The 25,349-nt window shown below is 67.5% G+C and carries 22 protein-coding genes; 5 read left to right on the top strand and 17 right to left on the bottom strand.

Features of this window, described 5'->3' with window-relative positions:
* Positions 1-81: 81 nt before the first annotated feature.
* The 3 genes from OCUBac02_RS12305 to OCUBac02_RS12295 form a co-directional block, all read right to left on the bottom strand.
* Positions 82-1,680: an ABC transporter substrate-binding protein gene (locus OCUBac02_RS12305; protein WP_244638896.1), complete on the bottom strand. Its 1,599-nt coding sequence runs from the start codon at positions 1,678-1,680 to the stop codon at positions 82-84.
* A 216-nt stretch (positions 1,681-1,896) separates the two neighbouring features.
* Positions 1,897-3,201, bottom strand: a complete 1,305-nt coding sequence (locus tag OCUBac02_RS12300) for an alanine racemase (protein ID WP_173045921.1) — start codon at positions 3,199-3,201, stop codon at positions 1,897-1,899.
* On the bottom strand, positions 3,192-4,652 hold the full coding sequence (locus OCUBac02_RS12295) for a M81 family metallopeptidase (RefSeq protein ID WP_173045919.1): 1,461 nt from the start codon (positions 4,650-4,652) through the stop codon (positions 3,192-3,194). Before OCUBac02_RS12295 ends, OCUBac02_RS12300 begins: the two co-directional genes overlap by 10 nt.
* A gap of 186 nt (positions 4,653-4,838) precedes the next feature.
* Here OCUBac02_RS12295 and OCUBac02_RS12290 point away from each other — a divergent pair, with 186 nt between their 5' ends.
* On the top strand, positions 4,839-6,323 hold the full coding sequence (locus tag OCUBac02_RS12290; RefSeq protein WP_173045917.1) for a M81 family metallopeptidase: 1,485 nt from the start codon (positions 4,839-4,841) through the stop codon (positions 6,321-6,323).
* 206 nt (positions 6,324-6,529) lie between these two features.
* Positions 6,530-8,851 (top strand): heavy metal translocating P-type ATPase, encoded by a 2,322-nt coding sequence (locus OCUBac02_RS12285; RefSeq protein WP_173045916.1) that lies wholly within the window; start codon positions 6,530-6,532, stop codon positions 8,849-8,851.
* Positions 8,852-8,900: 49 nt separating this feature from the next.
* Here the strand turns inward: OCUBac02_RS12285 and OCUBac02_RS12280 are convergent, their stop codons facing one another.
* Positions 8,901-9,248 carry a hypothetical protein gene (locus tag OCUBac02_RS12280; RefSeq protein WP_173045914.1) on the bottom strand — a complete coding sequence of 116 codons (348 nt, stop codon included), beginning with the start codon at positions 9,246-9,248 and terminating at the stop codon, positions 8,901-8,903.
* A gap of 563 nt (positions 9,249-9,811) precedes the next feature.
* On the opposite strand from OCUBac02_RS12280, the gene OCUBac02_RS12275 reads away from it, so the two are divergent.
* The gene (locus tag OCUBac02_RS12275; protein WP_082009515.1) at positions 9,812-9,967 is read left to right on the top strand and encodes a DUF1127 domain-containing protein; all 156 of its coding nucleotides are present in this window, start codon (positions 9,812-9,814) and stop codon (positions 9,965-9,967) included.
* A gap of 185 nt (positions 9,968-10,152) precedes the next feature.
* Positions 10,153-11,559: a methylenetetrahydrofolate--tRNA-(uracil(54)-C(5))-methyltransferase (FADH(2)-oxidizing) TrmFO gene (gene trmFO / locus OCUBac02_RS12270; protein ID WP_173045911.1), complete on the top strand. Its 1,407-nt coding sequence runs from the start codon at positions 10,153-10,155 to the stop codon at positions 11,557-11,559.
* 252 nt (positions 11,560-11,811) lie between these two features.
* On the opposite strand, the gene OCUBac02_RS12265 is transcribed toward trmFO, so the two are convergent.
* The 5 genes from OCUBac02_RS12265 to yajC all read right to left on the bottom strand — a co-directional run bounded on the left by OCUBac02_RS12265 (position 11,812) and on the right by yajC (position 16,133).
* The gene (locus OCUBac02_RS12265; RefSeq protein ID WP_047576508.1) at positions 11,812-12,699 is read right to left on the bottom strand and encodes a phytoene/squalene synthase family protein; all 888 of its coding nucleotides are present in this window, start codon (positions 12,697-12,699) and stop codon (positions 11,812-11,814) included.
* A gap of 89 nt (positions 12,700-12,788) precedes the next feature.
* Positions 12,789-13,166: an Mth938-like domain-containing protein gene (locus tag OCUBac02_RS12260; protein ID WP_173045909.1), complete on the bottom strand. Its 378-nt coding sequence runs from the start codon at positions 13,164-13,166 to the stop codon at positions 12,789-12,791.
* Positions 13,167-13,190: 24 nt separating this feature from the next.
* A complete protein-coding gene (secF, locus tag OCUBac02_RS12255) occupies positions 13,191-14,150 on the bottom strand; it encodes a protein translocase subunit SecF (protein ID WP_047576511.1) in 960 nt (319 codons plus the stop codon).
* 33 nt (positions 14,151-14,183) lie between these two features.
* Positions 14,184-15,794: a protein translocase subunit SecD gene (secD, locus tag OCUBac02_RS12250; protein ID WP_047576505.1), complete on the bottom strand. Its 1,611-nt coding sequence runs from the start codon at positions 15,792-15,794 to the stop codon at positions 14,184-14,186.
* A 63-nt stretch (positions 15,795-15,857) separates the two neighbouring features.
* Entirely contained in the window at positions 15,858-16,133 is a 276-nt protein-coding gene (gene yajC, locus OCUBac02_RS12245) for a preprotein translocase subunit YajC (protein ID WP_052232110.1), read from the bottom strand.
* Positions 16,134-16,657: 524 nt separating this feature from the next.
* Here yajC and OCUBac02_RS12240 point away from each other — a divergent pair.
* Positions 16,658-17,542, top strand: a complete 885-nt coding sequence (locus OCUBac02_RS12240; RefSeq protein ID WP_173045907.1) for an ATP-binding protein — start codon at positions 16,658-16,660, stop codon at positions 17,540-17,542.
* A gap of 199 nt (positions 17,543-17,741) precedes the next feature.
* On the opposite strand, the gene OCUBac02_RS12235 is transcribed toward OCUBac02_RS12240, so the two are convergent.
* The 8 genes from OCUBac02_RS12235 to OCUBac02_RS12200 form a co-directional block, all read right to left on the bottom strand.
* Entirely contained in the window at positions 17,742-19,010 is a 1,269-nt protein-coding gene (locus OCUBac02_RS12235) for a LysM peptidoglycan-binding domain-containing M23 family metallopeptidase (protein WP_173045905.1), read from the bottom strand.
* A gap of 244 nt (positions 19,011-19,254) precedes the next feature.
* Entirely contained in the window at positions 19,255-19,917 is a 663-nt protein-coding gene (locus OCUBac02_RS12230; protein ID WP_173045903.1) for a protein-L-isoaspartate O-methyltransferase family protein, read from the bottom strand.
* 138 nt (positions 19,918-20,055) lie between these two features.
* Positions 20,056-20,817: a 5'/3'-nucleotidase SurE gene (gene surE, locus OCUBac02_RS12225; protein ID WP_173045901.1), complete on the bottom strand. Its 762-nt coding sequence runs from the start codon at positions 20,815-20,817 to the stop codon at positions 20,056-20,058.
* Positions 20,818-20,820: 3 nt separating this feature from the next.
* Positions 20,821-22,122, bottom strand: coding sequence for a serine--tRNA ligase (gene serS, locus OCUBac02_RS12220; protein WP_173045899.1), 1,302 nt, complete (start codon positions 22,120-22,122; stop codon positions 20,821-20,823).
* A 202-nt stretch (positions 22,123-22,324) separates the two neighbouring features.
* The gene (gene tatC, locus OCUBac02_RS12215) at positions 22,325-23,137 is read right to left on the bottom strand and encodes a twin-arginine translocase subunit TatC (RefSeq protein WP_047580446.1); all 813 of its coding nucleotides are present in this window, start codon (positions 23,135-23,137) and stop codon (positions 22,325-22,327) included.
* A complete protein-coding gene (gene tatB / locus OCUBac02_RS12210) occupies positions 23,134-23,838 on the bottom strand; it encodes a Sec-independent protein translocase protein TatB (protein ID WP_173045897.1) in 705 nt (234 codons plus the stop codon). Before tatB ends, tatC begins: the two co-directional genes overlap by 4 nt.
* Before the next feature lie 44 nt (positions 23,839-23,882).
* Positions 23,883-24,131 (bottom strand): twin-arginine translocase TatA/TatE family subunit, encoded by a 249-nt coding sequence (locus tag OCUBac02_RS12205; RefSeq protein WP_047577664.1) that lies wholly within the window; start codon positions 24,129-24,131, stop codon positions 23,883-23,885.
* 81 nt (positions 24,132-24,212) lie between these two features.
* Entirely contained in the window at positions 24,213-25,325 is a 1,113-nt protein-coding gene (locus OCUBac02_RS12200) for an ABC transporter ATP-binding protein (RefSeq protein WP_244638895.1), read from the bottom strand.
* Positions 25,326-25,349 lie beyond the last annotated feature (24 nt).

Here is a 25,349-nt window from a genome sequence, read left to right as displayed (position 1 = left end):
GTTCCGGAACCAATTGAAGCATCCTTCGAGACGCCGCTGCGCGGCTCCTCAGGATGAGGGCTCGTTTATCTGGACGAGCTCTTATTTCTTCAGCCATGTCGTACGCACGAAGGAGCGGATATTCGCGGCGAGCGGCACATAGCCCTGGACATGGTTCCACCAGATCTCCCAGCGCAGCGGGTACTGGTAGATCTGGATGACATAGGCGTTCTCGGCGATGCGCTTCTGGATCGCCTGGTTCTTGGCCGCACGCTTGGGCACGTCGAGCTCGGCCCGCGCCTCGGCGATCATCTTGTCGAGCTCGGGATCGTTCGAGCCCATCGCCTTGCCGTAGCCGCTGGTCGAGGTGATGTACTGGAAGATGCCGTCCGGATCAGGCGTCCAGGACAACGCGACCGAGAGCAGCGTCGGCCAGTCGCCGCTGGCCCATTTGGCCAGGAGCGGCGCGGTTTCCATGGGCACCAGCTTCACGGTGATGCCGGCCGCCTGCCATTGCTGCTGCAGGATCTGCGCGCAGGCGACGTCGAGCGGATTGGCCGCGACGACGATATAGTCCCCGAGATCGATCCCATTCGGATAGCCGGCCTCGGCCAGCAGCGCCTTCGCCGCTGCCGGGTCATGCTTGTAGTACGGCAATTCGCCCGTGCCGTCATAGCCGCCGACCTGGCTTTCCGGGATCATCGCGCCGACCTTGCCGGCGCCGCCGAGCACGGTGTCTAGGCAGGCCTTGCGGTCTGTCGCGAGGCTGAGCGCGCGACGCACCTTCACGTCGTTCAGGGGCTTGGCCTTCATGTTCAGCCAGATCGGGAAGGTCCGCGAGGTCTGGCCCGGCGCCGAGACGAAATTCGACGACGCCCGCGAGATTGCGGTCGCGACCTTCGGGTCCTTCACCCAGGTCATGTCGATGGCGCGCGAGCGCAGCGCAGAGGTCAGCGTCGCCTGGTCCTTGTAGAACTTGAAGATCACCTTCGCGAGATAGGGCTCACCCTTCTCGTAATAGCCGTCGAAGCGCGTCAGCGAGAATTGCTGGTTCGGCTGATAGGCCTCGAAGGCGAACGGTCCTGTGCCGACCGGCTGTGTCACGAGGTTCTCGACGCCGGCCGGCACGATCGCGCCGTTCGGGTTGCTGGCGAGATTGCTGAGGAAGGCCGCGTCGGTGGCTTTGAGCTGGAATTTCACCGTGAAAGAATCGACCGCCGTCACCGACTCGACGCTGGAATAGAGCGACCTGAGCCGGCTGCCCGTCGTCGGGTTCATGATCCGGTCGAAAGTGTGCTTGACGTCCGCGGCGGAGAAATCCTTGCCGTTGTGGAATTTCACGCCCTGCCTGAGCTTGAAGACATAGGTCTTCGGATCGGGCTGCTCGAAGCCCGTCGCCAGATCGGGCTCGAACTTCATCTGGGCGTTCCAGCGCAGCAGGCCGCTATAGAGCAGGCTGGTGAAATCGAAGGACGAGAAGGCGTTGACCGTGACCGGATCGAGCCCGATTGGATCGGCATCGGCGCCGATCGTCAGCGTGCCGCCGGCAACCGGCGTCTGCGCCTGGGCGAGGTTGCTCCACAGGCCTGGGACCGCAAGTGCCGCGCCGCCCGCGCTCAGCAGTTGCAAGAGGCTGCGCCGATGCAAGCCCTGCGCGGCGAGATCGGAGTCATCAATCATCGGGAATGACGGTGTCGTCACGAACGATCCTCCCAGCATCCTGCTTGCCGGCCGGTCCCGGCCTCTTCCGCGCGAGGCAGGGACCGGCCTTCGCCGTGCTTCCCGTCATCGCCGCTCAGCCCGTCTCGTCCGCATCGCGGATGGCGGGCCATCCCTCTGTGAGATGCAGGCTAGGAACGGCCCGAATTCACGTCAAGGATTACAGGTTTCACCAGAAGGAACAGCTTCGGAAGCGCGTCAGAAGAAGGTCCGGATTGCGCCGGTGACGGTCCAGTCGTCGTCGACCAGCATCAGCACCGCCCATTTGTCGAAGGTCGTGCAGGGGTGGCCGATGCCGAAGGCGACCATGTCACCAACCTGCAAGGGGCTCTCTTCAGGCGTGCCGAGATGGCAATGCTGGTCGTTGAGCCCCAGAACCGTATGGCCCGCCGGCATCGGCTCCGGCCGCTGCATCGCGCCGCCCGGCCGATACCAGCGCAACGGCACCGGCATGCCGGAATCGAACGAGATATCGCGCTTGCCCACGGTGAGCAGGCTGCGTCCGCGCTCGGGCCGCGACTGGACATAGGCCCAGACCTCCAGCGCCGGCTCCAGCCCGCCCGGTGGCAGCCTGAGGCTGGTCTCCAGCGTGATCCGCCGGAAGGCTGCCGAATAGGCCGTGGAATCATGAGTCAGGTAGCAGCCGGAGCGCAGCACCTTGACGATCGGCCGCTTGAAGGCGGCGGCATTGAAGGCCTCGCCGACCCGGTCGAACAGCGAGGTCCCGCCGGCGGAGAGCACCATCGGCTCCGGCCCGAGCAGTCCTTCGCCCTCAGCCGCCGCCGCGACCGCGACGACCTCGCCGAGCAGCCGATCGGCGCCGGCAGTGTCGCTGTGCAGCCCCTCGAAACACTCGAAGCCGGAAAGCCGCAAGCCCGGTGCGCCCGCGACGGCACGCGCCACGGCTAGCGCCTCCTCGCGGGTCCGCGCACCGGTGCGCCCGCCCATGAAGCCGATCTCGACGAAGATCCGCAGCGGGTTGGCGCCCTCACGCCCCTTCGCGGCCTGCGCCAGCAAGCCGACGCCGGCGACGCTGTCGGCAAGGCAGTAGAGCTCGAAGCCGGGCTCCCGCAGCGCTTCGAAGCAGGCGGCGACCTCCTGCCGCCCGATCGGCTGGTTGGCGAGGATGACGCGCTTCACCCCGAAATGCCGGGCGACGGCCAATTGCTGCATCGTCGCGACGGTGATCGCCCAGGCGCCATCGGCGATCTGCAGGTCGAAGAGCTGCGGCGCCATCGTCGTCTTGCCATGCGGCGCGATCTTGAGACCGTTTTCGCCGGTGAAAGCACTCATCCAGGCGCTGTTGGCCTTGAGCACGCTCTCGCGGATCACCGCGAGCGGCATCGGCATATCGCCGGCGAGCACATTCCAGCCCTGCTTGCCGACATCGCCGAGCCGGAGCGATGCGCCCGGCGGCAGGCCCTTGACCAGCACATCGAGGCGCTGCTCCTCGATCTCGCCGAGCGACAGGCGGGGCAGCGGGGCGGATGCAGTCACAGCCATGGATTCGGGTCCAGCGGAGAGAAGGGGCGTTTCACCTTGGTATAGGGGATCTTGCTCGCATCGGGCGGATAGGGTCCACCGCTGTCGAGATAAAGCACCTGTGCCGCGATCGGCGCGAAGGCGGCGTGGAAATGGTTGGAGGATTTCACCACCACGACCTTCTTGGCGCTGAGATCGATGCCGAGATCGGTGAAGACCGGCGGGCTGAAGGTCTGCGCCCGCGTCGAGGCCAGCACGATGTCGAGCCGGCCGATCCGGATCGCCGCGGCAGGCCCGAGCGAAACCCAGCTCTGCGCGAACGGGATCAGCAGGTCCCCGGTCGTAGCCGTGACGGTCACCACCGCATCGATCGGCCGCCCGGAGGACGGCGCGGCCTTGCCGATGAAGCGCAAGGGAATCTCGGCGCCGACACCGGCTGCCCGGCACAGGCTGACCGCGACAGGGTCCCACATGGCCCCGATCGCCGCCGGCACATCCGGGTGGCGCAATAGCGCCTCGACCATCACGGAGGAATCGCCGGCGACGCCGCCGCCCGGATTGTCCCAGCGATCGGCCAGCACCACCGGCTTGCCGGGCTTGGCCAGCTCCAGCGCCGCAGCGATCCCCTCTTCCGGCTTGTAGTGCTTCGGCGAGGCGCCCTGCCCCCAGCGCAGGATTTCGAGACCCAGTTCCTTCGCCAGCACTGCCGCCTTCGCCGCGTTGCCGTCAGCGATGACCAGCACCTTGGTCCCGACATCGGCGACATCCGCCGCCTGGAAGCCATGCGCGACCGAGATCGAGAGGATGCCGTCTCGTCCCTCCATCGCGAGCAGCCGGTCGACGAAGCCGCGGCCGGGCTCGCGGCTGGTCATGAAGGCGGCGAGGCCGCGGCAATCGAACACGGCGCTGACCGGCTTCACCTGCTTGCGCGCGGTCCTGAGGCAAAGCTCCAGCAGGTCCTCGGCCCGCGCCAGGAAATCCGTATGCGGGAACTCCTTGAAGGCGACGATGATATCGGCGCCCGCGACCATCTCGGCCGTCAGATGGCAATGCATGTCGAGCTCGGCGCCGATGACGCAATCCGGGCCGGCCAGCGCCCTTACCCGTGCGATCAGGTCGCCTTCGCAATCGTCGTAGCCGCGCGCCACCATCGAGCCGTGCAGGCCGAGCAGCACGATATCAACCGGCAGCGCCGCCTTGAGCTGATCGAGGATTTCGTCGCGCAGGCTCTCATAGCCCTCCCGCGAGACGAGCCCCGCCGGTTCGGCCCAGGTCGCGGTGCCCTCGACCAGCTCGTAGCCCTCGCTGGCGGCGCGGCGGCGCGCCGCGACGGTCGGCGCCGAGCACAGCGTCGGCGTGTCCGGATGCGTGCCGGGCGGACAGTAGAAGGCGCCCTCGAAAGCACTGCGATCGACGAAGAGCGGCGCGAAGGTGTTGGTTTCCGTCGCCAGCGACGCAGTGAAGACGCGCATCCGCATGCTCTCTCGGTCAGGGGCGGCAGCCGCCCTTTCGGACTGCCGGCACGCCCATGAAACCGGGACGGGACGCGGCCTGTCAAAGCACTCGCGTTCCTCCGAATGGAACAATGCAGGCTTGATCCGGAACAGATCGGCGGCCGAGATGCGCAGGCCTCGCAAGCCTGGGAGATTCAGCCGATCATGTCCCGCCGCCGCATCCTGCTGGGATCGCTCTTCCACGAGACCCACAGCTTCGTCGACGAAGAGACGACGCTCGCCGATTTCAGCATCCGCAAGGGTGCCGAGCTGCCGACGCGCCGCGGCGACGGCTCGACGGTGGACGGCTTCCTCGAAATCGCCGAGGCCGAAGGTTGGGAGGTGTTGCCGACGGTGGACTACACCGCCCTGCCCGCCGGCACCGTCAACCACGCCGTCTTCCAGCACTTCCTCGCGGAATTCGACGCCGGACTGAAGCAAGCCCTCGCCCATGGCGGCCTCGACGGCATCTGGCTTGCCCTGCACGGCGCGATGGTCACGACCGAATGCCTCGACCCGGAAGGCGCGCTCCTCGCCCATATCCGCTCGGTGCCAGGCTGCGAGACCTTGCCGGTCTTCGGCGTCTTCGACCTCCACGCCAATTTCACGGCTGCCATGGCGCAGCATGCCAACGCCCTCGTGGCCTATCGCGAAAACCCCCATGCGGATGCCCGCGAATCCGCTGTCCGTTCGGCGAAGCTGCTGGCGCGGGCGCTCCGGACCGGCGAATTGCCGCGCATGCTCTCCTGCAACGCCCCGGTGATCTGGCCGCCGACCGGCACCGGCACCGCCGACCGGCCGATGCGCGACCTGGAGGCGCTGGCGCGCCGGATCGAGCAGGAGAACCCGGATATCTGGGTGGCCAATGTCGTCGGCGGCTACTCCTTCTCGGATGTCCCCGAAGCGGGCGTTGCCTTCGCGGTCGCCTTCGCCGGCCCGGAAGCAGCCGCCCGCGATGCACTGGCGCGCCTGACCGCGACCGCGACGGAGCTGCGCGAATCCGGCCTGCCGGCGGAATGGAATCTCGACGAGGCGGTCGCAGAAATCCAGCGCTCGGAGGGCGGCCCCTATATCGTGGTCGAGCCGGCCGACAATATCGGCGGCGGCGCGCCGGGCGACGCCACTTCGGTGCTGCGCGCCTTCCTGCGCCATGGCGTTACGAACTGCGCCGTCGCCATCGCTGACCCCGCCGCCGTCGCAGCCATGGCCGGCGCCAAGCCCGGTGAAACCCGCAAGCTCTCGATCGGCGGCAAGGGCAGCGCCATCGCCGAGGGGCCGGTCGAGATCGAGGCCAGCTTCGTCAGCGCCAGCGACGGCGAATTCGCGCTGGAGGACCTCAACAGCCACCTTGCGGCCTCGCAGGGCTCGCATTTCAGCATGGGGCCTTGCGTGGTCGTGCAGGTCGAGGGCGTCACGGTGCTGCTGAGCAGCCGCAAGACCCCGCCCTTCGACCTCGGCCAGCTCCGCTCGCAGGGTATCGAGCCGGAGACGCTGAAGGCGATCGGCGTGAAGGCGGCGGTGGCGCATCGGCGCGCCTATGACAAGATCGCAAAGGGCAGCTTCACCGTGACGACGCCCGGCCCCTGCACCAGCCGGATCGCCGGCCTGCCCTACAAGCGCCTGCGCCGGCCGGTTTATCCGCTGGATTGAGGTCAGTCGTCATTCTCGGGCGAAGCGCAGCGCAGACCCGAGAATCTCATGACGAGTGGGTGACAAGAGTCTCTTCCGGCCGGAGATGCTCGGGTCAGGCCCGAGCATGACGCTCATGCGCCCGATGCGCATTTTCCCTCTTGAACCTGAAGTGGCTACAGCTTGTAGAGAGGTGTCCCGTAGCGAAAGAGAGACGGAGACGCGTCATGGCCGCCCGCCCCGAAACCACCGCCCAGACCCTGTCCTGGAAGGTCGGAGGCATGGATTGCGCGAGCTGCGCGACGAAGATTCGCGGTGCGGTCGAGCGCCTGCCCGGCGTCAGCGACGTCAGGCTCTCGGTGATGTCGGAGACGCTGACGCTCGCGCTCGACACGGGCGCGACCACGCCGGAGGCGATCGAGAAGCGCGTCAACGGCCTCGGTTATACCACGGCCGCGCTGGCAAACCCGGCCTCTGTGCGCCCAGAAGCCAAGCAGGACGCCTGCGGTTGCGGTCATGATCACGGTGGCCACGCGCACGGTCACGACCACAAGCACGATCATTCCGGCCATTCCCACGCCGGTCATGACCACGCCCCGAAGGGCGCCAAGCAACCCGTCGCCGCAAAGGATCACGGTCATGGCCTGCCCGGCCATGTCCATGAGGCCACGCCCGAGGGCGCGAGCTGGTACCAGACCGGCAAGGGTAGGCTCGTCATCGCGACGGGCCTGTTCCTCGGTGCGGCCTATGCCGCCGGGCTGATCTGGCCCGGCATCGGCCACTGGGCCTTCATCCTGGCCTGTGTCGTCGGCGTCACGCCCGTGGCGAAGCGCGCTGTCGCGGCGGCGTGCGCCGGCATCCCCTTCACCATCGAGATGCTGATGACGATCGCCGCCATCGGCGCGCTCTTCATCGGCGCGGCGGAGGAGGCGGCGCTCGTCGTCTTCCTCTTCGCGGTCGGCGAGGTGCTGGAAGGCGTCGCGGCCGACCGCGCCCGCGCCTCGATCCGCGCGCTCGGCGACCTCGTGCCCAAGACCGCCATCGTCGAGGAGAACGGGGCGAACCGTCAGGTCGACGCCGCGAGCCTCAGGATCGGCCAGACCGTGCTGGTCCGCCCCGGCGACCGCATCCCGGCCGATGGCGAGATCACCGATGGTACCTCCGGCATCGACGAGAGCCCGGTCACCGGCGAATCCGTGCCGAAGACCAAGGGCGTCGGCGAGCCCGTCTATGCCGGCTCGGTCAATCGCGAGGCGGCGCTGCGCGTGCGCGTCGACAAGGCGGCGCAGGACAACACCATCGCCCGCATCATCCGCCTGGTCGAGGAGGCGCAGGAAGCCCGCGCCCCGACCGAGCGCTTCATCGATCGCTTCTCGCGCTGGTACATGCCGGCGATCGTCGGCCTCGCCGTGCTGGTCGCGCTGGCGCCTCCGCTCCTGCTCGGCGCCGAATGGTCGGTCTGGATCTACCGGGCGCTGGCGCTGCTCCTGATCGGCTGCCCCTGCGCGCTGGTCATCTCGGTGCCCGCCTCGATCGCCGCCGCCCTCTCGGCCGGCGCTCGCCAGGGCCTGCTGATGAAGGGCGGCGTCGTGATCGAGACCGCCGCCAAGACCGGCCTCGTCGCCTTCGACAAGACGGGAACCCTCACGCAAGGTCGGCCGCGCGTCACCGATATCGTGGCGCTCTCCGGCAGCGAGGCTGAGGTTCTGGCCTTCGCCGCCGCGGTCGAGCATGGATCGGCGCATCCGCTGGCCGAGGCCGTGCTGGAGCGCACCCGCAGCGAGAGCATCGCCTACAAGCCCGCGGCCGAGGCCGCCGCGATCGCCGGCCAGGGCGTCACCGGCAAGCTCGATGGCCGCGCCGTCTTCGTCGGCGCTCCCCGCCATGCCGAGAGCCGCGCGCCCTTCGACAAGCGGGCGCGCGTCACGGCCGAGGAGCTGGAGGCCGCCGGCAAGACCGTCGCCGCCGTGATCGTCGACGGCGCGCTCGCCGGCTTCATTGCCTTGCGCGACGAGCCGCGCGAGGATGCCGCCACCGCGATCGCCGAGCTCAAGGCGATGGGCATCCGCTCGACCATGCTGACCGGCGACAATGCCCGTACCGGCGCCGCCATCGCCGCAGGCCTCGGCATGGAGCACAAGGCTGAACTCATGCCCGACGACAAGGTCGCGGCGATCAAGGCCTTCTCCGGCGAGACCTCGGTGATGATGGTCGGCGACGGCATCAACGATGCGCCAGCTTTGGCCGCCGCCAGCATCGGCATCGCCATGGGCTCGGGCACCGATGTCGCGCTGGAGACGGCCGATGGCGCGGTGCTGAAGAGCCGCGTGCGCGATGTCGCGGCACTGATCCGGCTGGCGCGCGCCGCGATGGGCAATATCCGCACGAACATCACGATCGCGCTCGGGCTCAAGGCGGTGTTCCTGGTCACCAGCGTGCTCGGCTATACCGGGCTCTGGGTCGCGATCCTCGCCGATACCGGCGCGACCGTGATCGTCACCGCCAATGCCCTGCGGCTGCTGCGTTTCGACGCCGGGAAGGTGGGCTGACAACAGATCGAAAAAAGAGGCCGGCAGCAGCCGGCCTCGCAAACGCGCTTCACACGCTGATGTCGGCGAGCGCACCGATCTTCTTCGCGGTCTCGCCCTTGGCTTCCATCTGCTTCAGCATCTCGTCGCGGATCTTGCTCATGACGTCGGCCTTGGCCTGGGCGTCGAGCTTGTTGAACTCCTCCTCGGTCATGCCGAGCTTGGCCAGCAGCGCGGCCTGAACCCGCTCCTCCGGCGACATCCGCGCGATCTTCAGGAATTCGGCCTCGGTCGAGGATGACGAGACGGAGGACGAGGCGGCTGCATCCTGCTTCGAATCGCCGTCGGCGGCTTGCTTGGCGGCGAAGGTCTTCGTCAGGTTGACGGGCCAGTTCGAGGTCGAGAACGAGATGGTCATCGCGCGCTCCTTTCTGCTGGGCACCGGCAGGCAATCTCCGGGCCGCGGGCGTCGCTCCTTGAAAACAACCGGATATCAGCGGCTTGCCGGCGGATTGGCGCGATTCGAAGCTAGGTCGCCCGCGACGTCGGGCAAGTTCTGCCCGGCAAACTCTGCCGCCGCGGATCGGTGTGCGCCGGCTGACGAGCCCTCCCCGCGGCAGCCGAGAATCGCCGCCTCACTGCCCCTTGTTGCAACGCAAAATTGCCCTGGCGCAGGCGCTCGCTATTTAGCACATGCAATATGCCTATATAATGAGCAAAGCTTCCGCAGCAAACTCGAGCGAGCAGATTGATGCACAAATCACAGGCGTCTGATTTCCGCATTTTCGCCGCAAGCGTTACGTTCAGTGCAGAACGACCCCCAGAAAATGACGGAAATCTTAATTAGCCATGCGTTGATTGCATATCGGAGCTGACGGCGTGCCCCTGTTGGAAGCAGACTGTCCGGTTTATATGCAGCGCACAACGAAATTATCGCTGTGGGCACCGCCCCGGTCCGGAATATCGCCAAGGAAGACCACCATGTTCGTCACCATGATCGCCGCCAAAATCCGCGCCTACCTCCGCTATCGCGAGACCGTCCGCGAGCTCTCCCGCCTGACAGACCGCGAGCTCGATGATCTCGGCCTGTCGCGCTCGGAGATCTCCTTCATCGCGCGTTCGCACGCCGCGGCCTGAAGGCTCTGAATGAGAACCGCCGCGCACAGGGTGCGGCGCGTTCCGTGTAGTTTCTCCTGAGGCTCGTGTTTCCCCTCCCCTCGAGCTTCGGTCGAAGAGCGAATGCCCGCCTCACGGCGGGCATTTTGCATTTCAGGGCGCCTGTCCCTTGACCTTGCGGCCCGCTGCGGACACATCCGCAAGCCATGGAACCCGTTCATATCATCGGCGGCGGTCTCGCCGGCTCCGAAGCCGCCTGGCAGGTCGCGCAGGCCGGCATCCCCGTCATCATCCACGAGATGCGGCCCGTCCGCGGCACCGACGCCCACAAGACCGAGGGGCTGGCGGAGCTCGTCTGCTCGAACTCCTTCCGCTCCGACGATTCCTCCAGCAATGCCGTCGGCCAGCTCCATTGGGAGATGCGCCGCCTGAACTCGCTGATCATGGCCAAGGGCGACACCCATCAGGTTCCGGCCGGCGGCGCGCTCGCGGTCGACCGCGACGGCTTCTCGCAAGCCGTCACCGCCGCGCTCGAAGCCCATCCGCTCGTCACCATCGATCGCGGCGAGATCGCCGGCCTCCCTCCGGCCGAATGGGACAATGTCATCATCGCCACCGGCCCGCTGACCTCGCCGGCCCTGGCCCAGGGCCTGCAGTCGCTGACATCAGAGGATTCGCTCGCCTTCTTCGACGCGATCGCGCCGATCGTCCATTTCGATTCGATCGACATGGATCAGGCCTGGTTCCAGTCGCGCTACGACAAGGCCGGACCCGGCGGTACCGGCGCCGACTACATCAACTGCCCGCTCGACCGTGACCAGTACGAAGCCTTCATCGACGCGCTGCTCGCCGCCGAGAAGACCGAGTTCAAGGAGTGGGAAGGCACGCCCTATTTCGACGGTTGCCTGCCGATCGAAGTCATGGCCGAGCGTGGCCGCGAAACCCTGCGCTGGGGCCCGATGAAGCCGGTCGGCCTGACCAACAAGCACAACCCGACCGTGAAGGCCTATGCCGTGGTCCAGCTCCGGCAGGACAACGCGCTCGGCACGCTGTTCAACATGACCGGCTTCCAGACCAAGCTGAAATATGGCGAGCAGGCCGCGATCTTCCGGATGATTCCGGGCCTGCAGAATGCCGAATTCGCCCGGCTCGGCGGCATCCATCGCAACACCTACCTGAACTCGCCGAAGCTGCTCGACGAGCGCCTGCGCCTCAAGGCCGACACGCGCCTGCGCTTCGCCGGCCAGATCACCGGCTGCGAGGGCTATGTCGAGAGCGCCGCGACCGGCCTGCTCGCCGGCCGCATGGCCGCCGCCGAGCGGCTTGGCCGCGAGCTGCCGATACCGCCCGCGGCGACGGCGCTCGGCGCGCTGGTCAACCACATCACCGGCGGCCATATCGTCACCATCGACGAGGGGCCGCGATCCTTTCAGCCGATGAACATCAATTTCGGCCTGTTCCCGCCGATCGAGGGTGTCGCGACAACCGGCCCCGACGGCAAGCGCCTGAAAGGCCCGGCCAAGAGCCTTGCCCGCAAGCAGGCCCTGACGGCGCGCGCCAAGCAGGTCATGGATGAATGGGCCGGCGGCGTCGAGGCGAAGGCCGCTGAGTAGGCAGCCCTGGCGTCACTCTCAACGGGAAGAACAACCGCGAGGAACCCCTCTCCTGTAAGGAGAGGGGCAGGGGTGAGGTGTAGGCTCCCGGACCAGTGAGGCGCGCACTCACCGCAGCAGCGGTCAGGTCACGGCTCCAGTGTCCAACAGCCTACCCCTCACCCTGCCCTCTCCCTATGGGAGAGGGTTCCCCGCGCAATCTGAAATCTGGACTGAGCAAATCACTCTGCGGAGAGTAACGGCACGAACCTTTCACTTGCGCCGCGACGCCCGCCACAACACCCATTGCCGGCGCCAGGCCGGAAGCGTGATGATGGTGCGGTAGGGATCGTAGCCGGCCACCTCCATCCGCTTGAGATAGGGCTCGACCAGCGCCACCGGCAGGAAGGCCGGCTTCAGGTCGCTCGGAATCGTCTCGCCGAGGCTCGTGAGCTTCTTCAGGTGCCCGCGCGCGATTTCGCGCAACTCCTTCAGCGTGTAGAGCACGCCCGGCCCGCCGCGCCCGCGCACGATGTCGTCGCGCGTCACGCCGTTGCGGGCGAGGATATCGGCCGGCAGATAGACCTGCCCTTCGGCCGCATGCCAGGGGAAGGCGCGCATCAGGCCGGTCAGCGCATAGGCGACGCCGGCATGGCCGCAGGCCGCCGCGCCGCCCGGATCGCGCCCGCCGGCCAGGATGATGCAGGCGAGCCGGATCACCGCGCCGACCGTCTCGCCGGCATAGCCTTCGAGATCGCGCAGCGACGGCATCGGATCGTCGTAGAGGTCGAAGATGCGCGCATCGATCAGCGCGGTCAGCGGCGCGACCGGCAGGCGATAGCGCCTGATCGTGTCGAGCAGGGCCGCGGCGACGGGATGGGCCTGCGTCTCGCCGCCGGCCTGGCCTTCGAGCACGTCGCGCCACCATTGCAGGCGGACCTCGCCTGGCAAGGGTTCGCTCACCAGGGCCCTGACGCGCGCGATCTCCAGGCTGAAGGCATGGAGCGCATAGAGCGCCGCGCGGCGGTCTTCCGGGGCATAGAGCCCGGCGATGTAGCGATCCTGGTCCTGCTCGCGGACGAGCTCGGCGCAATGGGCGTAAGCTTCCGGCAGGCGCGCCGGCGCAATCTCCCTGCGGTCGTCTGTCTCGGTCTGCGGCATCGTTCCGCCTCGGCCCGTCATCGTGCGGCCGTTTCCAATCTTAGGGCAAGCGCCCTGCCCGCGCTACGCGTCGCCGGCATGGCCGACCTCTAGTCGACTGCGATCAGCGCCGCCGCCACCCGCCGGTCCTCGCCGACCAGCACATTATAGGTCCGGGCGGCCGCGCCGGTCGCCATGCCCTCGATGGTGATTCCGGCCTGCCTCAGCGGATCACGCAGAGCGGGCGGAATGAAGGCGATATCCGCGCCTGTGCCGATCAGCAGGAAATCGATCGTCCCGGCCTCATCGAGCACCGGCTGCAGGCTCTCGATCGTAATCTCCGAAAAGCGCGTCACCGGCCAGATCCGGATGCCGGCCGGCGTCGCGATGATCGAGCCCTTGTGGCTCATCTCGGCGAAGCGGAACCCGCCCGCGCCGATGGCGTCGAGCGGGAAACGGCCGGGAACGAAGCCCTCGAAGCGCGGCATGGTGAGCAGAAGCCCCGGCGACGATCAGGCCTTGGCCTTCGCGGCGGAAGCCTTGGCGCGCGCCGCCTCCTGCGCCTCCTCGCGGACGCCGGCGGAGCGGACATCCATGTAGAGCAGCACCGGGGTCGAGACGAACATCGCGGAATAGGTGCAGACGACGACCCCGAACAGCATGACCAGCGCGAAGCCCTCGATCGCCGTGCCGCCGAAGATCACGAGCGCCAGCAGCGACAGGAAGGTCGTGGTCGCCGTCATCGCGGTACGCGACAGCGTCGAGTTCACCGAGAGGTCGAGCAGCTCGGCCACCGGCATGGTCTTGTAGCGCCGCAGCAACTCGCGCGTACGGTCGAACACCACGACGGTCTCGTTCAGCGAGTAGCCGACGATGGTCAGGATCGCCGCGATCGAAGTCAGGTTGAATTCGAGCTGCGTGATCAGGAAGAAGCCGATCGTCAGCACGATATCGTGCAGCGTGCCGAGGATCGCGCCGATCGCCAGCGGCATCTCGAAGCGGAACCAGAGATAGATCAGCACGCCGACGATCGCGAGCACGACGCCGAGCGTGCCGGCCTGGACCAGTTCGCCCGAGACGCGCGGACCGACGGTCTCGACGCGACGGAAGTCATAACCGGAGGCGAAGGCCTCGCGCGCCTTGACCACCACGGCCTGCTGCGCCGTCTCGCCACCCGGCTGCATGCCGAAGCGCATCGAGACCTCTCCGCCGGAGCCGAATTCCTGGACCTCGGCCTCGCCGAAGCCGAGGCCGTTGGCGGTCTGGCGGATCTGGGCGATGTCGACGGCCGCGCCCTTGGTCTGCATCTCGATCAGGGTGCCGCCCTTGAAGTCGATGCCGAAATTCAGGCCGACCGTCAGGAAGAGCACGAGCACGAGGATCGAATAGGCAGCCGACAGCGGATAGCTGAAGCGCCGGAACCAGACGAATTTGAACTTGGTATTGTCGGGAACGATACGAAGCAGGCGCATGCGCATGGCCAATCTCCTGAGGGGTTGGCAGCGTCAGAACGGGAGGTGCTTGGGCTTGGCCAGGCGGTACCAGATCGCGATCAGCATCCGGGTCAGCGTCACCGCCGTGATGACGGTGGTCAGGATGCCCAGGATGAAGACCACCGCGAAGCCGCGCACCGGGCCGGAGCCGAGCGTGAACAGCGCCACCGCCGCGATGAGCATGGTGACGTTGGAGTCGATGATCGTGGCGAACGCGCGCTGGAAGCCGGCTTCGAGCGCGGAGACGAGGCTGCGGCCCTGGTGCTCCTCCTCGCGCATGCGTTCGTAGATCAGCACGTTGGAATCGACCGCCGTGCCGATGGTCAGCACGATGCCGGCGATGCCGGGCAGCGTCATCGTCGCACCGAGAAAGGACATCAGGCCGAAGATCAGCCCGACATGGACGAGCAGCGCGATGCTCGCGATGATGCCGAAGATACCGTAGGTCGCCAGCATGTAGACCACGACCAGCACGGTCGCGATCAGGGTCGCCATCTTGCCGGCCTGGATCGAGTCGGCGCCGAGGCCGGGGCCCACGGTGCGCTCCTCGACGATCGTCATCTTGGCGGGCAGCGCGCCGGCACGCAGCAGGATCGACAGGTTGTTGACCTGCTCGACCGTGAAATTGCCGGAGATCTGGCCCGAGCCGCCGGTGATCGGCGACTGGATCACCGGCGAGGAGATCACCTTGTTGTCGAGCACGATCGCCAGCGGGCGGCCGAGATTCTCGGTTGTGATCTGGCCGAATCGCTGGGCGCCGCGGATATTGAAGCGGAAATTCACGATCGGCTGGCCCGAGCGCGAATCGAAGGCCGGCTGCGCGTCGATCAGGTCGGCGCCGTCGACGACGGGCTGGCGCGCGACGGGCACCATCTGGCCGCCGGCATCCTGCGAGGGCAGCATGTCGACATCGCTGCTGTTGGCATCGCCGACGAGGCGGAATTCGAGCTTGGCGGTGTCGCCGAGGATCTGCTTCAGGCGCTGCGGATCCTGCAGGCCCGGCACCTGCACCAGGATGCGGTCGAGGCCCTGGCGCTGGATGTTCGGCTCGGTCGTGCCGAGCGCGTCGACGCGCCGGCGCAGCACTTCCATGGCCTGCTCCACGGCGCGGCGGATGCGCTCATTGGAGCCGGCTTCCGTGACCGTAAGCTGGATCAGCCCGTCCGGCTGCTCGGTGACGGCGATCGACTGGTTGCCCGAGGGTCCGAAGGCGCCGATCGTACCGATCGGCTGGGCGAGCTCGCGCAGCTTCGGCATCACGCGGGCGCGCTCGGCGGCATCGGGAACGCGGACCTGAACGCCGCGCTGCGTCGTCTGGATGCCGCCTTGTGGCGCCGCCCGCTCCTCGCGCAGGATGCGGCGGGTATCGTCGCGGAGCTGGACGACCTGGCTGCGCACCAGCTCGGCCCGGTCGATCTCGAGCAGGACGTGCGATCCGCCCTGCAGATCGAGGCCGAGCACCACCGCATGGATCGGCAGGAAGGCGCGCGGAATCCAGGAGGGCGCGTTGGTTTCGATGGCCTTGCGCGTCTCAGGCGACAAGAGGTTCGGCACGGCGAGCCCGCAGCCGATGAACAGCACGAGCAGGACGAGAATGACCTTGCGGGCCTGGAGACGAAGCATCTGCGTGAACAGCCTTGTTATCGTGCCTCAGGCCCCCTTTCGAGGGCCTGGGCCGCCGCATTCTCAGTTCTTGACCGGCTCGCCCTTGGAGCGGACGTCCTGGATCATGCCGCGCACGATGCGCACGCGCACGCCGTCGGCGATCTCGACCTCGATCTCGCCGTCGTCGACGACCTTCGAGACCTTCCCGATCATGCCGCCGGAGGTGACGACGGTGTCGCCGCGGCGGACGTTCTTGATCAGCTCCTGATGAGCCTTGGCCCGGCGCTGCTGCGGCCGGATGATCAGGAACCACATGATGACGAAGATCAGCAGGAACGGCACGAGCTGGATCAGCATGTCGGCGCCGCCACCGGCTCCTGTGGCCTGGGCGAAAGCGGGGGTGATCACGAATACACTCCTCTGGTACGGCGGCGGCACGCCGCCGACCGCGAATCTCTAGACGGGAAGACGCAAGCCAAAACCACCGCCCGGCCGCAAAATCGCGCGGACTATAGCCAGCAACGCCGTGAAATCAATCGGACGCGCCCGGTCTCCCGGACATGCGACCACGTTTGAACCCCGAGCCCTCATCCAGAGGAGCCATTTCCGTGGAAATGGCGTCTCGAAGGATGCTCCAGATACCTCCACAATCTCCTGGAGCATCCTTCGAGACGCAGCCTTTGGCCGCTCCTCAGGATGAGGGCTCGACAAACAAACGCGGCAGCTTTTCCGGTCGCCCATGCGCGATCCCTCACCTATGGGCTGGCTGCCATTCGCGCAATGCCCCTTGCGCACGATCCACGACGCGGTTTAGCTAGCGACGAGAACCGTACCGGACGGTACGGTACGGTTCGACGGAATGAAACGAAGGCCACGACGCCATGACCACGACCGAAACCGCCCCCGACCAGACCCTGGCCACGCTGCTGCGCATCGCCGACGCGCTGGAGCGCATCGCCCCGCCCCGTCGCAAGGCGGCCGATCTCAAGGCCGCCAACGCCTTCGTCTGGCAGGCCTCAGGCTCGGAGCTCGTGCCGGTGCCGAAGGTGAACCGCGTCGCGCTCTCGCTGCTGCGCGGCGTCGACCGTGTCCGCGACACGCTGGCCGAGAATACCGAGCGCTTCGCCAAGGGGCTGCCGGCCAACAACGTGCTGCTCTGGGGCGCGCGCGGCATGGGCAAGTCCTCGCTGGTCAAGGCGGTCCATGCCGACACCAACCTGCGCCTCGCCCAGGACGCGCTGCCGCTGAAGCTGATCGAGATCCATCGCGAGGACATCGAGAGCCTGCCGGCACTGATGGGGCTGCTGCGCAACGATCCGCACCGCGCCATCGTCTTCTGCGACGATCTGTCCTTCGACAGCGACGACACCTCCTACAAGTCGCTTAAGGCTGTGCTCGACGGCGGTGTCGAGGGGCGGCCGGACAATGTCGTGTTCTACGCCACCTCGAATCGCCGCCACCTGCTGCCGCGCGACATGATGGACAACGAGCGCTCGACCTCGATCAATCCGGGCGAGGCGATCGAGGAGAAGGTCTCGCTCTCGGACCGTTTCGGCCTCTGGCTCGGCTTCCACAAATGCAGCCAGGACGAGTATCTGGAGATGATCAACGGCTATGCCGGCCATTTCGGGCTGGACGTCGCAGCCGAGGAACTGCGCCGCGACGCGCTGGAATGGTCGACGACGCGCGGTTCCCGCTCCGGCCGCACCGCCTGGCAGTACATCCAGGACCTCGCCGGGCGGTTGGGAAAGAAGCTGGAAGATTAGGGGCGTCATTCTCGGGCTTGACCCGAGAATCTCATGACCAGAGGGCTCTGGTTTCCGAGATGCTCAAGTCAAGCCCGAGCATGACGACGTTGGACAAGCGAAAACGGGGCCGCCCTTTTCTGGGGCAGCCCCGTTCTTTTCGATCGGGAGGGTCTCGCGGAACCGATCGAAGGGTGAAACCTCGTCCGCGGCTCCCGTATCAGTTGTTCAGGTAGGGCGTCGGATCGACCGGCGCCGAGCCCTTGCGCAGTTCGAAATGGAGCTGCGGCGAGGAGACGTTTCCGGTCTGGCCCGAGCTGGCGACGACCTGGCCGCGCTTGACGGTGTCGCCGCGCTTCACCTTGAGCTCGCCGTTATGGGCATAGGCCGAGACATAGCCGTTCGGGTGACGGATCAGGACGAGATTGCCGTAGCCCTTCAGCTCGCTGCCGGCATAGGCGACGGTGCCGCCCTCGGCCGCCTTGACCGGCGTGCCCTCGGGAACCGCGATGTTGATGCCCTCGTTGCCGCCCTTGCCGCTATAGCCGGAGATGACGCGGCCGCGTGCCGGCCAGCGGAAATCCGCCTTGTCGGAGGACGACGCTGCCGCTTCTTCCTGCTTCGGGATGCTCGCCGTGGTCTTCGGCTCCGGCGCCGGATCGGCCTTCGGGATCGCGGTCGGCTTCGGCTCGACAGCCGGCGCGCTCGCGACGACCACCGGCTTCGTCGGCTGGGCGGCAGGCTTCACCGGCTTCGCCTCGGCAGCGGGCCTTGCGGCGGCGACCGAAACCGCAGCGGGCTTGGCGGCCGGCGTCGGCAGCGCCGCGCTCTTGCGGGCATCGGCCTTGGCCTTGGCCTCGGCGGCGAAACGAGCGCGCGATTCCTTCATGGCCTGGGCATCGGCAGCGGCCTTCGCTTTGGCCTCGGCGGCAGCGGCAGCCTTGGCCTCGGCGGCAGCCCTGGCCCGCGTCTTCGGATCGACGGCAGCCGGCGGGGTGACGCGCGGGGCGGCGGACGGCCCGGCGACGAAGCGCTGCGTCTCCACCGGAGCCTGGGCAACCTGTCGGACCGGCGCCGGGGCGGCAGCCGGAACAGCCGCGGCGGAAGCGTTATAGACGGGAATGGTGACGCGCGTACCGGGAGCGACGTTCGGATTGCTCAGCCCGTTCGCCGACATGATGGCGGCCCGCGGCACGCCATAGCGCAGCGAGATCATGTCGAGCGTCTCACCCTGGGCGAGCACGACGGGCGTGCCGCCTTGCGCGGACCAGCCTGAAGCGCCGCCGGAGACGGCCTGCGGAGCCGGCGAGCTCAGCGCGACGGAGGATTGCGGCGGCGGCAGGGGCTGCGCCCGGACGACGGGGGCGGAGGCCACCGGCTGCAGCGGCGCGCTCGACACCTGCCCGATCGAGCCGGTCGTGACCGGATCGCGAACCGGCGCCTGGGCCGTCTTGAACGGACTATCGAACGGCGTCTCGGTGAAACGCATCGTATCCGACGAGCACGCGCTGACGCCGATGGCGAACAGGCACACCGTGGACAAACGACGGAGAGAGCGGGGATTGATCGATCCGGCTTGGCTACGCATGAACTGAGTACTCGCGAACGACGCAACTCGATGACCGGGATTAAACTCCCGTTGAGGTTACGAAACCGTTTCGCTCAGCCGGCCGTCTTCATTTTTTTGGATTTCCCGAAAGAGGGCTCGCGCATGCCGACGGCGCGGCAAGGACCTACAGCGCGCGAGACCGGCCGGGCACGAGAGGCGGCAGGCGCAGCGCCGGCCCGGTCGCATGGTCGAACTGCCCGTCTTCGAGATGCGTGACCACCACCCGCCGCGCCGCGCCGTCGATGCGCAGCGCCCCGACGAGGCGCCCGCCCGGCGAAAGCCGCGCCAGCAGCGCCTCCGGCACGGCCTGGGTCACGCCGTTGACAAGGATGCGGTCGAAGCGCCCGAGCGTCCGGTCGGGCTGGAAACCATCCGCATGGCGCAGGTCGACGATGCCGCCGAAGCCGCTGCCGGAGACACGCTCATGCGCCGCCAGCGCCAGCGAGCGGTAGCGCTCCAGCGAGACGATCTCGCCGCCCATGGCGGCAAGCAGCGCCGAGACGTAGCCGGAGCCGGTCCCCACTTCGAGCACCCGTGCACCCGGTTGCATGTCGAGCGCGCCGAGCAGGTTGGCGACGGTGTGCGGCGCGGTCATCGTCTGGCCGCAGGGCAGCGGCACCGAGACGTCCTGCCGGGCGAGATCGGCGAAGCGGGCCGGCGCGAAGCGGTCGCGCGGCACCCGCTCCATCGCGCGCAGCAGCGCGAGGTCGCGCACGCCCCGCGCCCGGAGCGAGAGCAGGAAGGCGACGGTGCGCTCGCCTTCGCTGGCCGGCGCGTCCTCGCTCATGCTGTCCGGCATCCGTTCATTGCGCCGCCGTCATGCTCGCCCTTGTGGCGAGCATCCACGTCTTGAACACCGCTCCCGACAAAGGAGGACGTGGATGGTCGGCACAAGGCCGACCATGACGCAAAGGGCAATGCCTCCTCACGCGAAGAGCTGCGCGAAGCGCGTCAGCGTCGGCTCATGCGTCAGGTCGAGTTCCAGCGGCGTGACCGAGATCCGCCTTTCCGCCAGCGCCTTCAGGTCGGTGCCGTTGGCCGGTTCCTGGCCGCTGCGCTGGAAGGCGATCCAGTAATAGGGATTGCCGCGGCCGTCCTTGCGCGGTTCGAGCTGCACGATCCCCTGGTCGCGCCGCCCCTGCACGGTGACGGCGACGCCCTCGACCTCGTCCGGTCCGGCATTGGGGAAGTTGAGGTTGAACAGAACGCCCTCCGGAATGCCCTCCTCCAGCAACCGGCGGATGATGCCCGGCGCATGGCTCTCGGCGCAGTCCCAGCGGATCGAATCGCGATTGCCCGGCATATAGGCCTGGCTCACCGCGATCGAGGGCACGCCGAGCAGCGTGCCTTCCATGGCGGCGGCGATCGTGCCGGAATAGGTCACGTCCTCGGCGACGTTCGAGCCGCGGTTGACGCCGGAAAGCACGAGATCGGGCCGCGCCTCCTTCATGACGGCGCGCACCGCCATGATCACGCAATCGGTCGGCGTGCCCTGCACCGCGAAGCGCTTTTCCTCGATCTGGCGCAGCCGCAGCGGATTGGACAGCGACAGCGAATGCGCGACGCCGGACTGGTCGGTCTCTGGCGCCACGACCCAGACGTCGTCGGAGAGCTGGCGCGCGATGCGCTCCAGCACGGCCAGGCCCTCGGCATGGATGCCGTCATCATTGGTGACGAGGATACGCATGTCTCAGGCCGCCTTCTCGATCCGCGTCAGCCCACGCATATAGGGCACCAGCACGTCCGGCACGGTGATCGAGCCGTCGGCGTTCTGGTAGTTCTCCATCACCGCGATCAGCGCCCGGCCGACCGCCGTGCCCGAGCCGTTGAGGGTGTGCACGAAGAACGGCCCCTTGCCGTCCCTGGTCTTGTAGCGGGCGTTCATGCGCCGCGCCTGGAAATCGCCGCAGACCGAGCAGGACGAGATCTCGCGATAGGTCTTCTGGCCGGGCAGCCAGGCCTCGATGTCCCAGGTCTTCTGCGAGGCGAAGCCCATGTCGCCGGTGCACAAGGTCATCACGCGATAATGCAGGTCGAGCTTCTTCAGCACGGCCTCGGCGCAGGCGAGCATGCGCTCATGCTCCTCGCGCGACTTCTCCGGCGCGGTTATCGAGACGAGCTCGACCTTCTCGAACTGGTGCTGGCGCAGCATGCCGCGCGTGTCGCGCCCGGCCGAACCGGCTTCCGAGCGGAAGCAGGGTGTCAGCGCGGAGAATCGAAGCGGCAGCTCCTCCTCGGAGAGGATTGATTCCCTTGCCAGATTGGTCAGCGGCACCTCGGCGGTCGGGATCAGCCAGTGCTCCTCGCCGGCGCGGAACTGATCCTCGCGGAACTTCGGCAACTGCGCCGTGCCGAACATCGCGTCGTCGCGCACCAGCAGCGGCGGGTTGACCTCGGTATAGCCGTGCTCTTCCGTGTGCGTGTCGAGCATGAACTGCCCGATCGCCCGGCTGAGCCGCGCGACCCCACTCTGCAGCACGACGAAGCGCGAGCCGGAGAGCTTGGCCGCCTTCTCGAAATCCATCTGGCCGAGCGCCTCGCCCAGCTCGAAATGCTGCTTGGGATCGTTGACGCCCTTGAGCAGCCCGCGATCCTCCGGCTTCACGCCATGGACGTGCAGCACGACATTGCCGTGCTCGTCGGCACCGTCCGGCACGTCGTCGAAGGGCATGTTCGGGATCGCGGCGAGCTTTTCGTCGAGAGCATCCTTGGCGGCCTTCTCCTCCGCCTCCAGCGCCGGCTGCTGCTCCTTGAGCGCGGCGACCTCGGCCTTCAGGCTGTCGGCGAGCGCGGCATCCTTCTGCGCAAAAGCCTTGCCGATCTCCTTGGAAAGCGCGTTGCGGCGCTCCTGCGTGGCTTGCGCCTTGGCGATCGACGAGCGGCGGACATCGTCGAGTGCGAGCAGCGAGGACGACAGCGGCGCCAGGCCCCTGCGTTCAAGCCCCTTGTCGAACGCCGTGGCGTTCTCGCGAATCCATCTGATGTCGTACATCGTCGTCCGGCCATGCCATCGCTGCGGAATGCAGCGTCGCATGCTCTAGACCGGGATCGCGCGCGAGGGAACCACCGTTATGGGCATTTGAAGGCCCGACACGTCATGGTCGGGCCTGTCCCGACCATCCACGTCTTCGTCGACGCAGTGCGATGCCCAAGACGTGGATGCTCGCCACAAGGGCGAGCATGACGGGAGCGCCCTACTCCGCCGCGTCCGCTTCCGCCTTCGCGGCCTCGCCCTTCTTCTCGACGCGACGCACCGAGAACACCGAGAGCTCGTAGAGCAGCATCATCGGCACGGCGAGCATGAGCTGCGAGATCACGTCCGGCGGTGTCAGCACCGCCGCGACGACGAAGACGAAGACGATCGCGTAGCGGCGCTTGTCCTTCAGGAACTGCGAATCGATGATTCCGGCCTGCCCGAGCAGGGTCAGGATCACCGGCAGCTGGAAGGCGATGCCGAAGGCGAAGATCAGCGTCATGATCAGCGAGAGATATTCGCTGACCTTCGGCAGGAGCGCGATGCCGGCCTGGGTCTCGGTCGCAGCCTGCTGCATGCCGAGCGAGAACTTCATCAGAACCGGCATGGCGAAGAAGAACACCAGGAGCGAGCCGAGCGTGAAGAAGATCGGCGTCGCCACCAGATAGGGTGCAAAGGCCGCCTTCTCGTTCTTGTAGAGGCCGGGCGCGACGAATTTGTAGATCTGCGTCGCGATCACCGGGAAGGCGAAGAAGCCGGCGCCGAAAGCCGCCACCTTGATATGGGTGAAGAGCAGCTCGAGCGGACCGGTATAGATCAGTTGCGCATTGGCGGCGCTGCCGGCGGCCCAGACATAGGGCAGCACGAGGATATTGTAGATCTGCGTCGAGAAGCCGAAGCAGACGAAGAACATCAGCAGGAACGCGATCAGCGACTTGATCAGGCGCGAGCGCAGTTCGACCAGATGCTCGATGAGCGGCGCGCGCGAGGCCTCGATCTCGTCCTCGCCATCGCGCGGATTGGCGACGCTCATGCGGAATTCTCCTCGCCCTTGGCGGTCTTGCGCTTGCGGGCGGCAGGCTTGGCGGACTCGGACGGGGCCTCGGCCGCGACCTTCGGCTTGCGGGCGGCTGGCGCCTTGAGAGCCTTCGCCGGCACGGCAGCGACGGGCGCCGGAGCTTTGGCGGCAACCGGGGTTTCAACGGCCTTTGCGCCGCGCTTGCGGACGGGCTTGGCCGGAGCGGGCTCGGCCAACACGGCCGGGGCGGCAGGCGCCTCGACGACTGCAGGTACAGGCTCGGCCGCAGCCTTGCGCGCCCGCTTAGGCCTCTCGGCGGGCTTCGATGCCTCGGCCGCGATATCGACCGGCGGCAGCGGCTCGGGTGGCGGCAGCGAAGCGAGCTTGACCTCGGCCTCCTTCAAGGCCTCCTCGTCCGGCTTCGGAGCATCCGGCTTGGCGGGATCGAACTCCTTCGGGGTCTCGATCGGCTTGAAATCGCTATTCAGCGCGCTCGACACCGATCCGCCGACATCCTCGACCTGCTTCTTCAGGTCGGCGAGTTCGGCCTCGCGCATCGCCTCGTTGAACTGCCCCTGGAATTCCGAGGCCATGCGCCGGATGCGGCCGACCGTCTGGCCGACCGTGCGCAGGGCCTTGGGCAGGTCCTTAGGGCCGATCACCACCAGCGCCACCGCGCCGATCAGCACCATCTCGCTCCAGGCGATGTCGAACATCGACGGCTCGTCCTCTCAAGCCTACCCCCGGAGGGGTAGCGGCATCAGGCCTTGTGCTCGGCCTTGGCCTGGGCCTGGGCGGCGGCGTTGTCGGCCTTCGTCTGGTCGATCACCTTGGGGTCGACATTGGTGGCGGTCGGCGCCGCCGCCTCGTCATCCTCGGCCATGCCCTTCTTGAACGATTTGATGCCCTTGGCGACATCGCCCATCAGCTCGGAAACCTTGCCGCGCCCGAAGAGCAGCATCACGATGACGCCGACGACGATCCAGTGCCAAATGCTCACGCCACCCATGGCGAAACTCCTCCGAAATTGCGACGACCGGGGAATGGCCCCAACCAAATCCTGGTCCGGTCGCTTGTTCGGCGGCGGAACCTATTGATCCGCGGCCGGAAACACAAGGACTTCGTCCGACGGAATCTCGACCCCGATCTCGTCGCCCACCGCGATCTCGTCCGAGAGCGGCGCGCGAACCGACAAGGCCCTGTCGAAGCCGTCCACCGTCACCTGCAGATGATCGGCCTCCCCAAGGAAGCGCCGGCCGATCAATCGCCCGCGCAGATAATAGCCCTTCGGTACGATACGGACACGGTGTGGCCGGATGCAGGCGATCGCCATCGCGCCTTCCGCGATCCCCGGCGCCGCGAAACGGCCGAATGGCGTATCGACGGCGCCATCGGACACCCGCCCTTCGACCTCCGTCAGATCGCAGAAAAATCGGGCGGCAAAGAGGCTGTTGGGCTGCCGGTAAAGCTCCTCGCCGGTGCCGACCTGGACGATCCGGCCGGCCCGCATCAGCACGATCCGGTCGGCGATGCGCATCGCGTCCTCGGGGTCGTGCGTGACGATGATCGAGGTCGCGCCGGTTTCCTCAAGCAGGGCCGCGGTTTCGTCGCGCACCACGTCGCGCAGGCGCCGGTCGAGATTGGAGAAGGGCTCGTCCATCAGCAGCACGCCCGGCCGCGGCGCGATCGCGCGCGCCAGCGCCACGCGCTGCTGCTCGCCGCCCGAAAGCATATGCGGGTAGGAATCGGCGAGTTCCGCAAGGCCAACCCGCCCCAACGCGCGCAAGGCGGTCGCATCGGCCGCCGCCGGCGCCTGGCCGCGCAGGCCGAAGCGGACATTGTCGCGCACGCTGAGATGGGGAAACAGCGCATAATCCTGAAAGACGAAGCCGATTCCGCGATCCTCGGGCTCGACGAAGCGATCGGGCGCCGAGACGTCGCGTCCTTCGAGCAGGATCCGGCCGGCGCTTGGCCGCTCGATCCCGGCGGCGAGCCTGAGCAGCGTCGTCTTGCCGCAGCCCGACTGGCCGAGAAGCGCGACGATCTCGCCCGGTTTGACCGAGAGCGAGACATCGGACAACGCGGTCACCGCACCGAAGCGCTGCGTCACGGCCTCGAAGCCGAGCGCCATCGGGATCGCCGCGCCGGCCGTGCCGCGCCGGCCCCAACCGAGCCATCCTGATTTGGTCTCGCTCTGCGCCAAGTCCCTGCTCCTTACCGGGCGTCG

This window comes from Bosea sp. ANAM02 (genome assembly GCF_011764485.1).
Lineage (GTDB): Bacteria > Pseudomonadota > Alphaproteobacteria > Rhizobiales > Beijerinckiaceae > Allobosea.
This window is presented reverse-complemented; position numbering and strand designations above follow the sequence as displayed.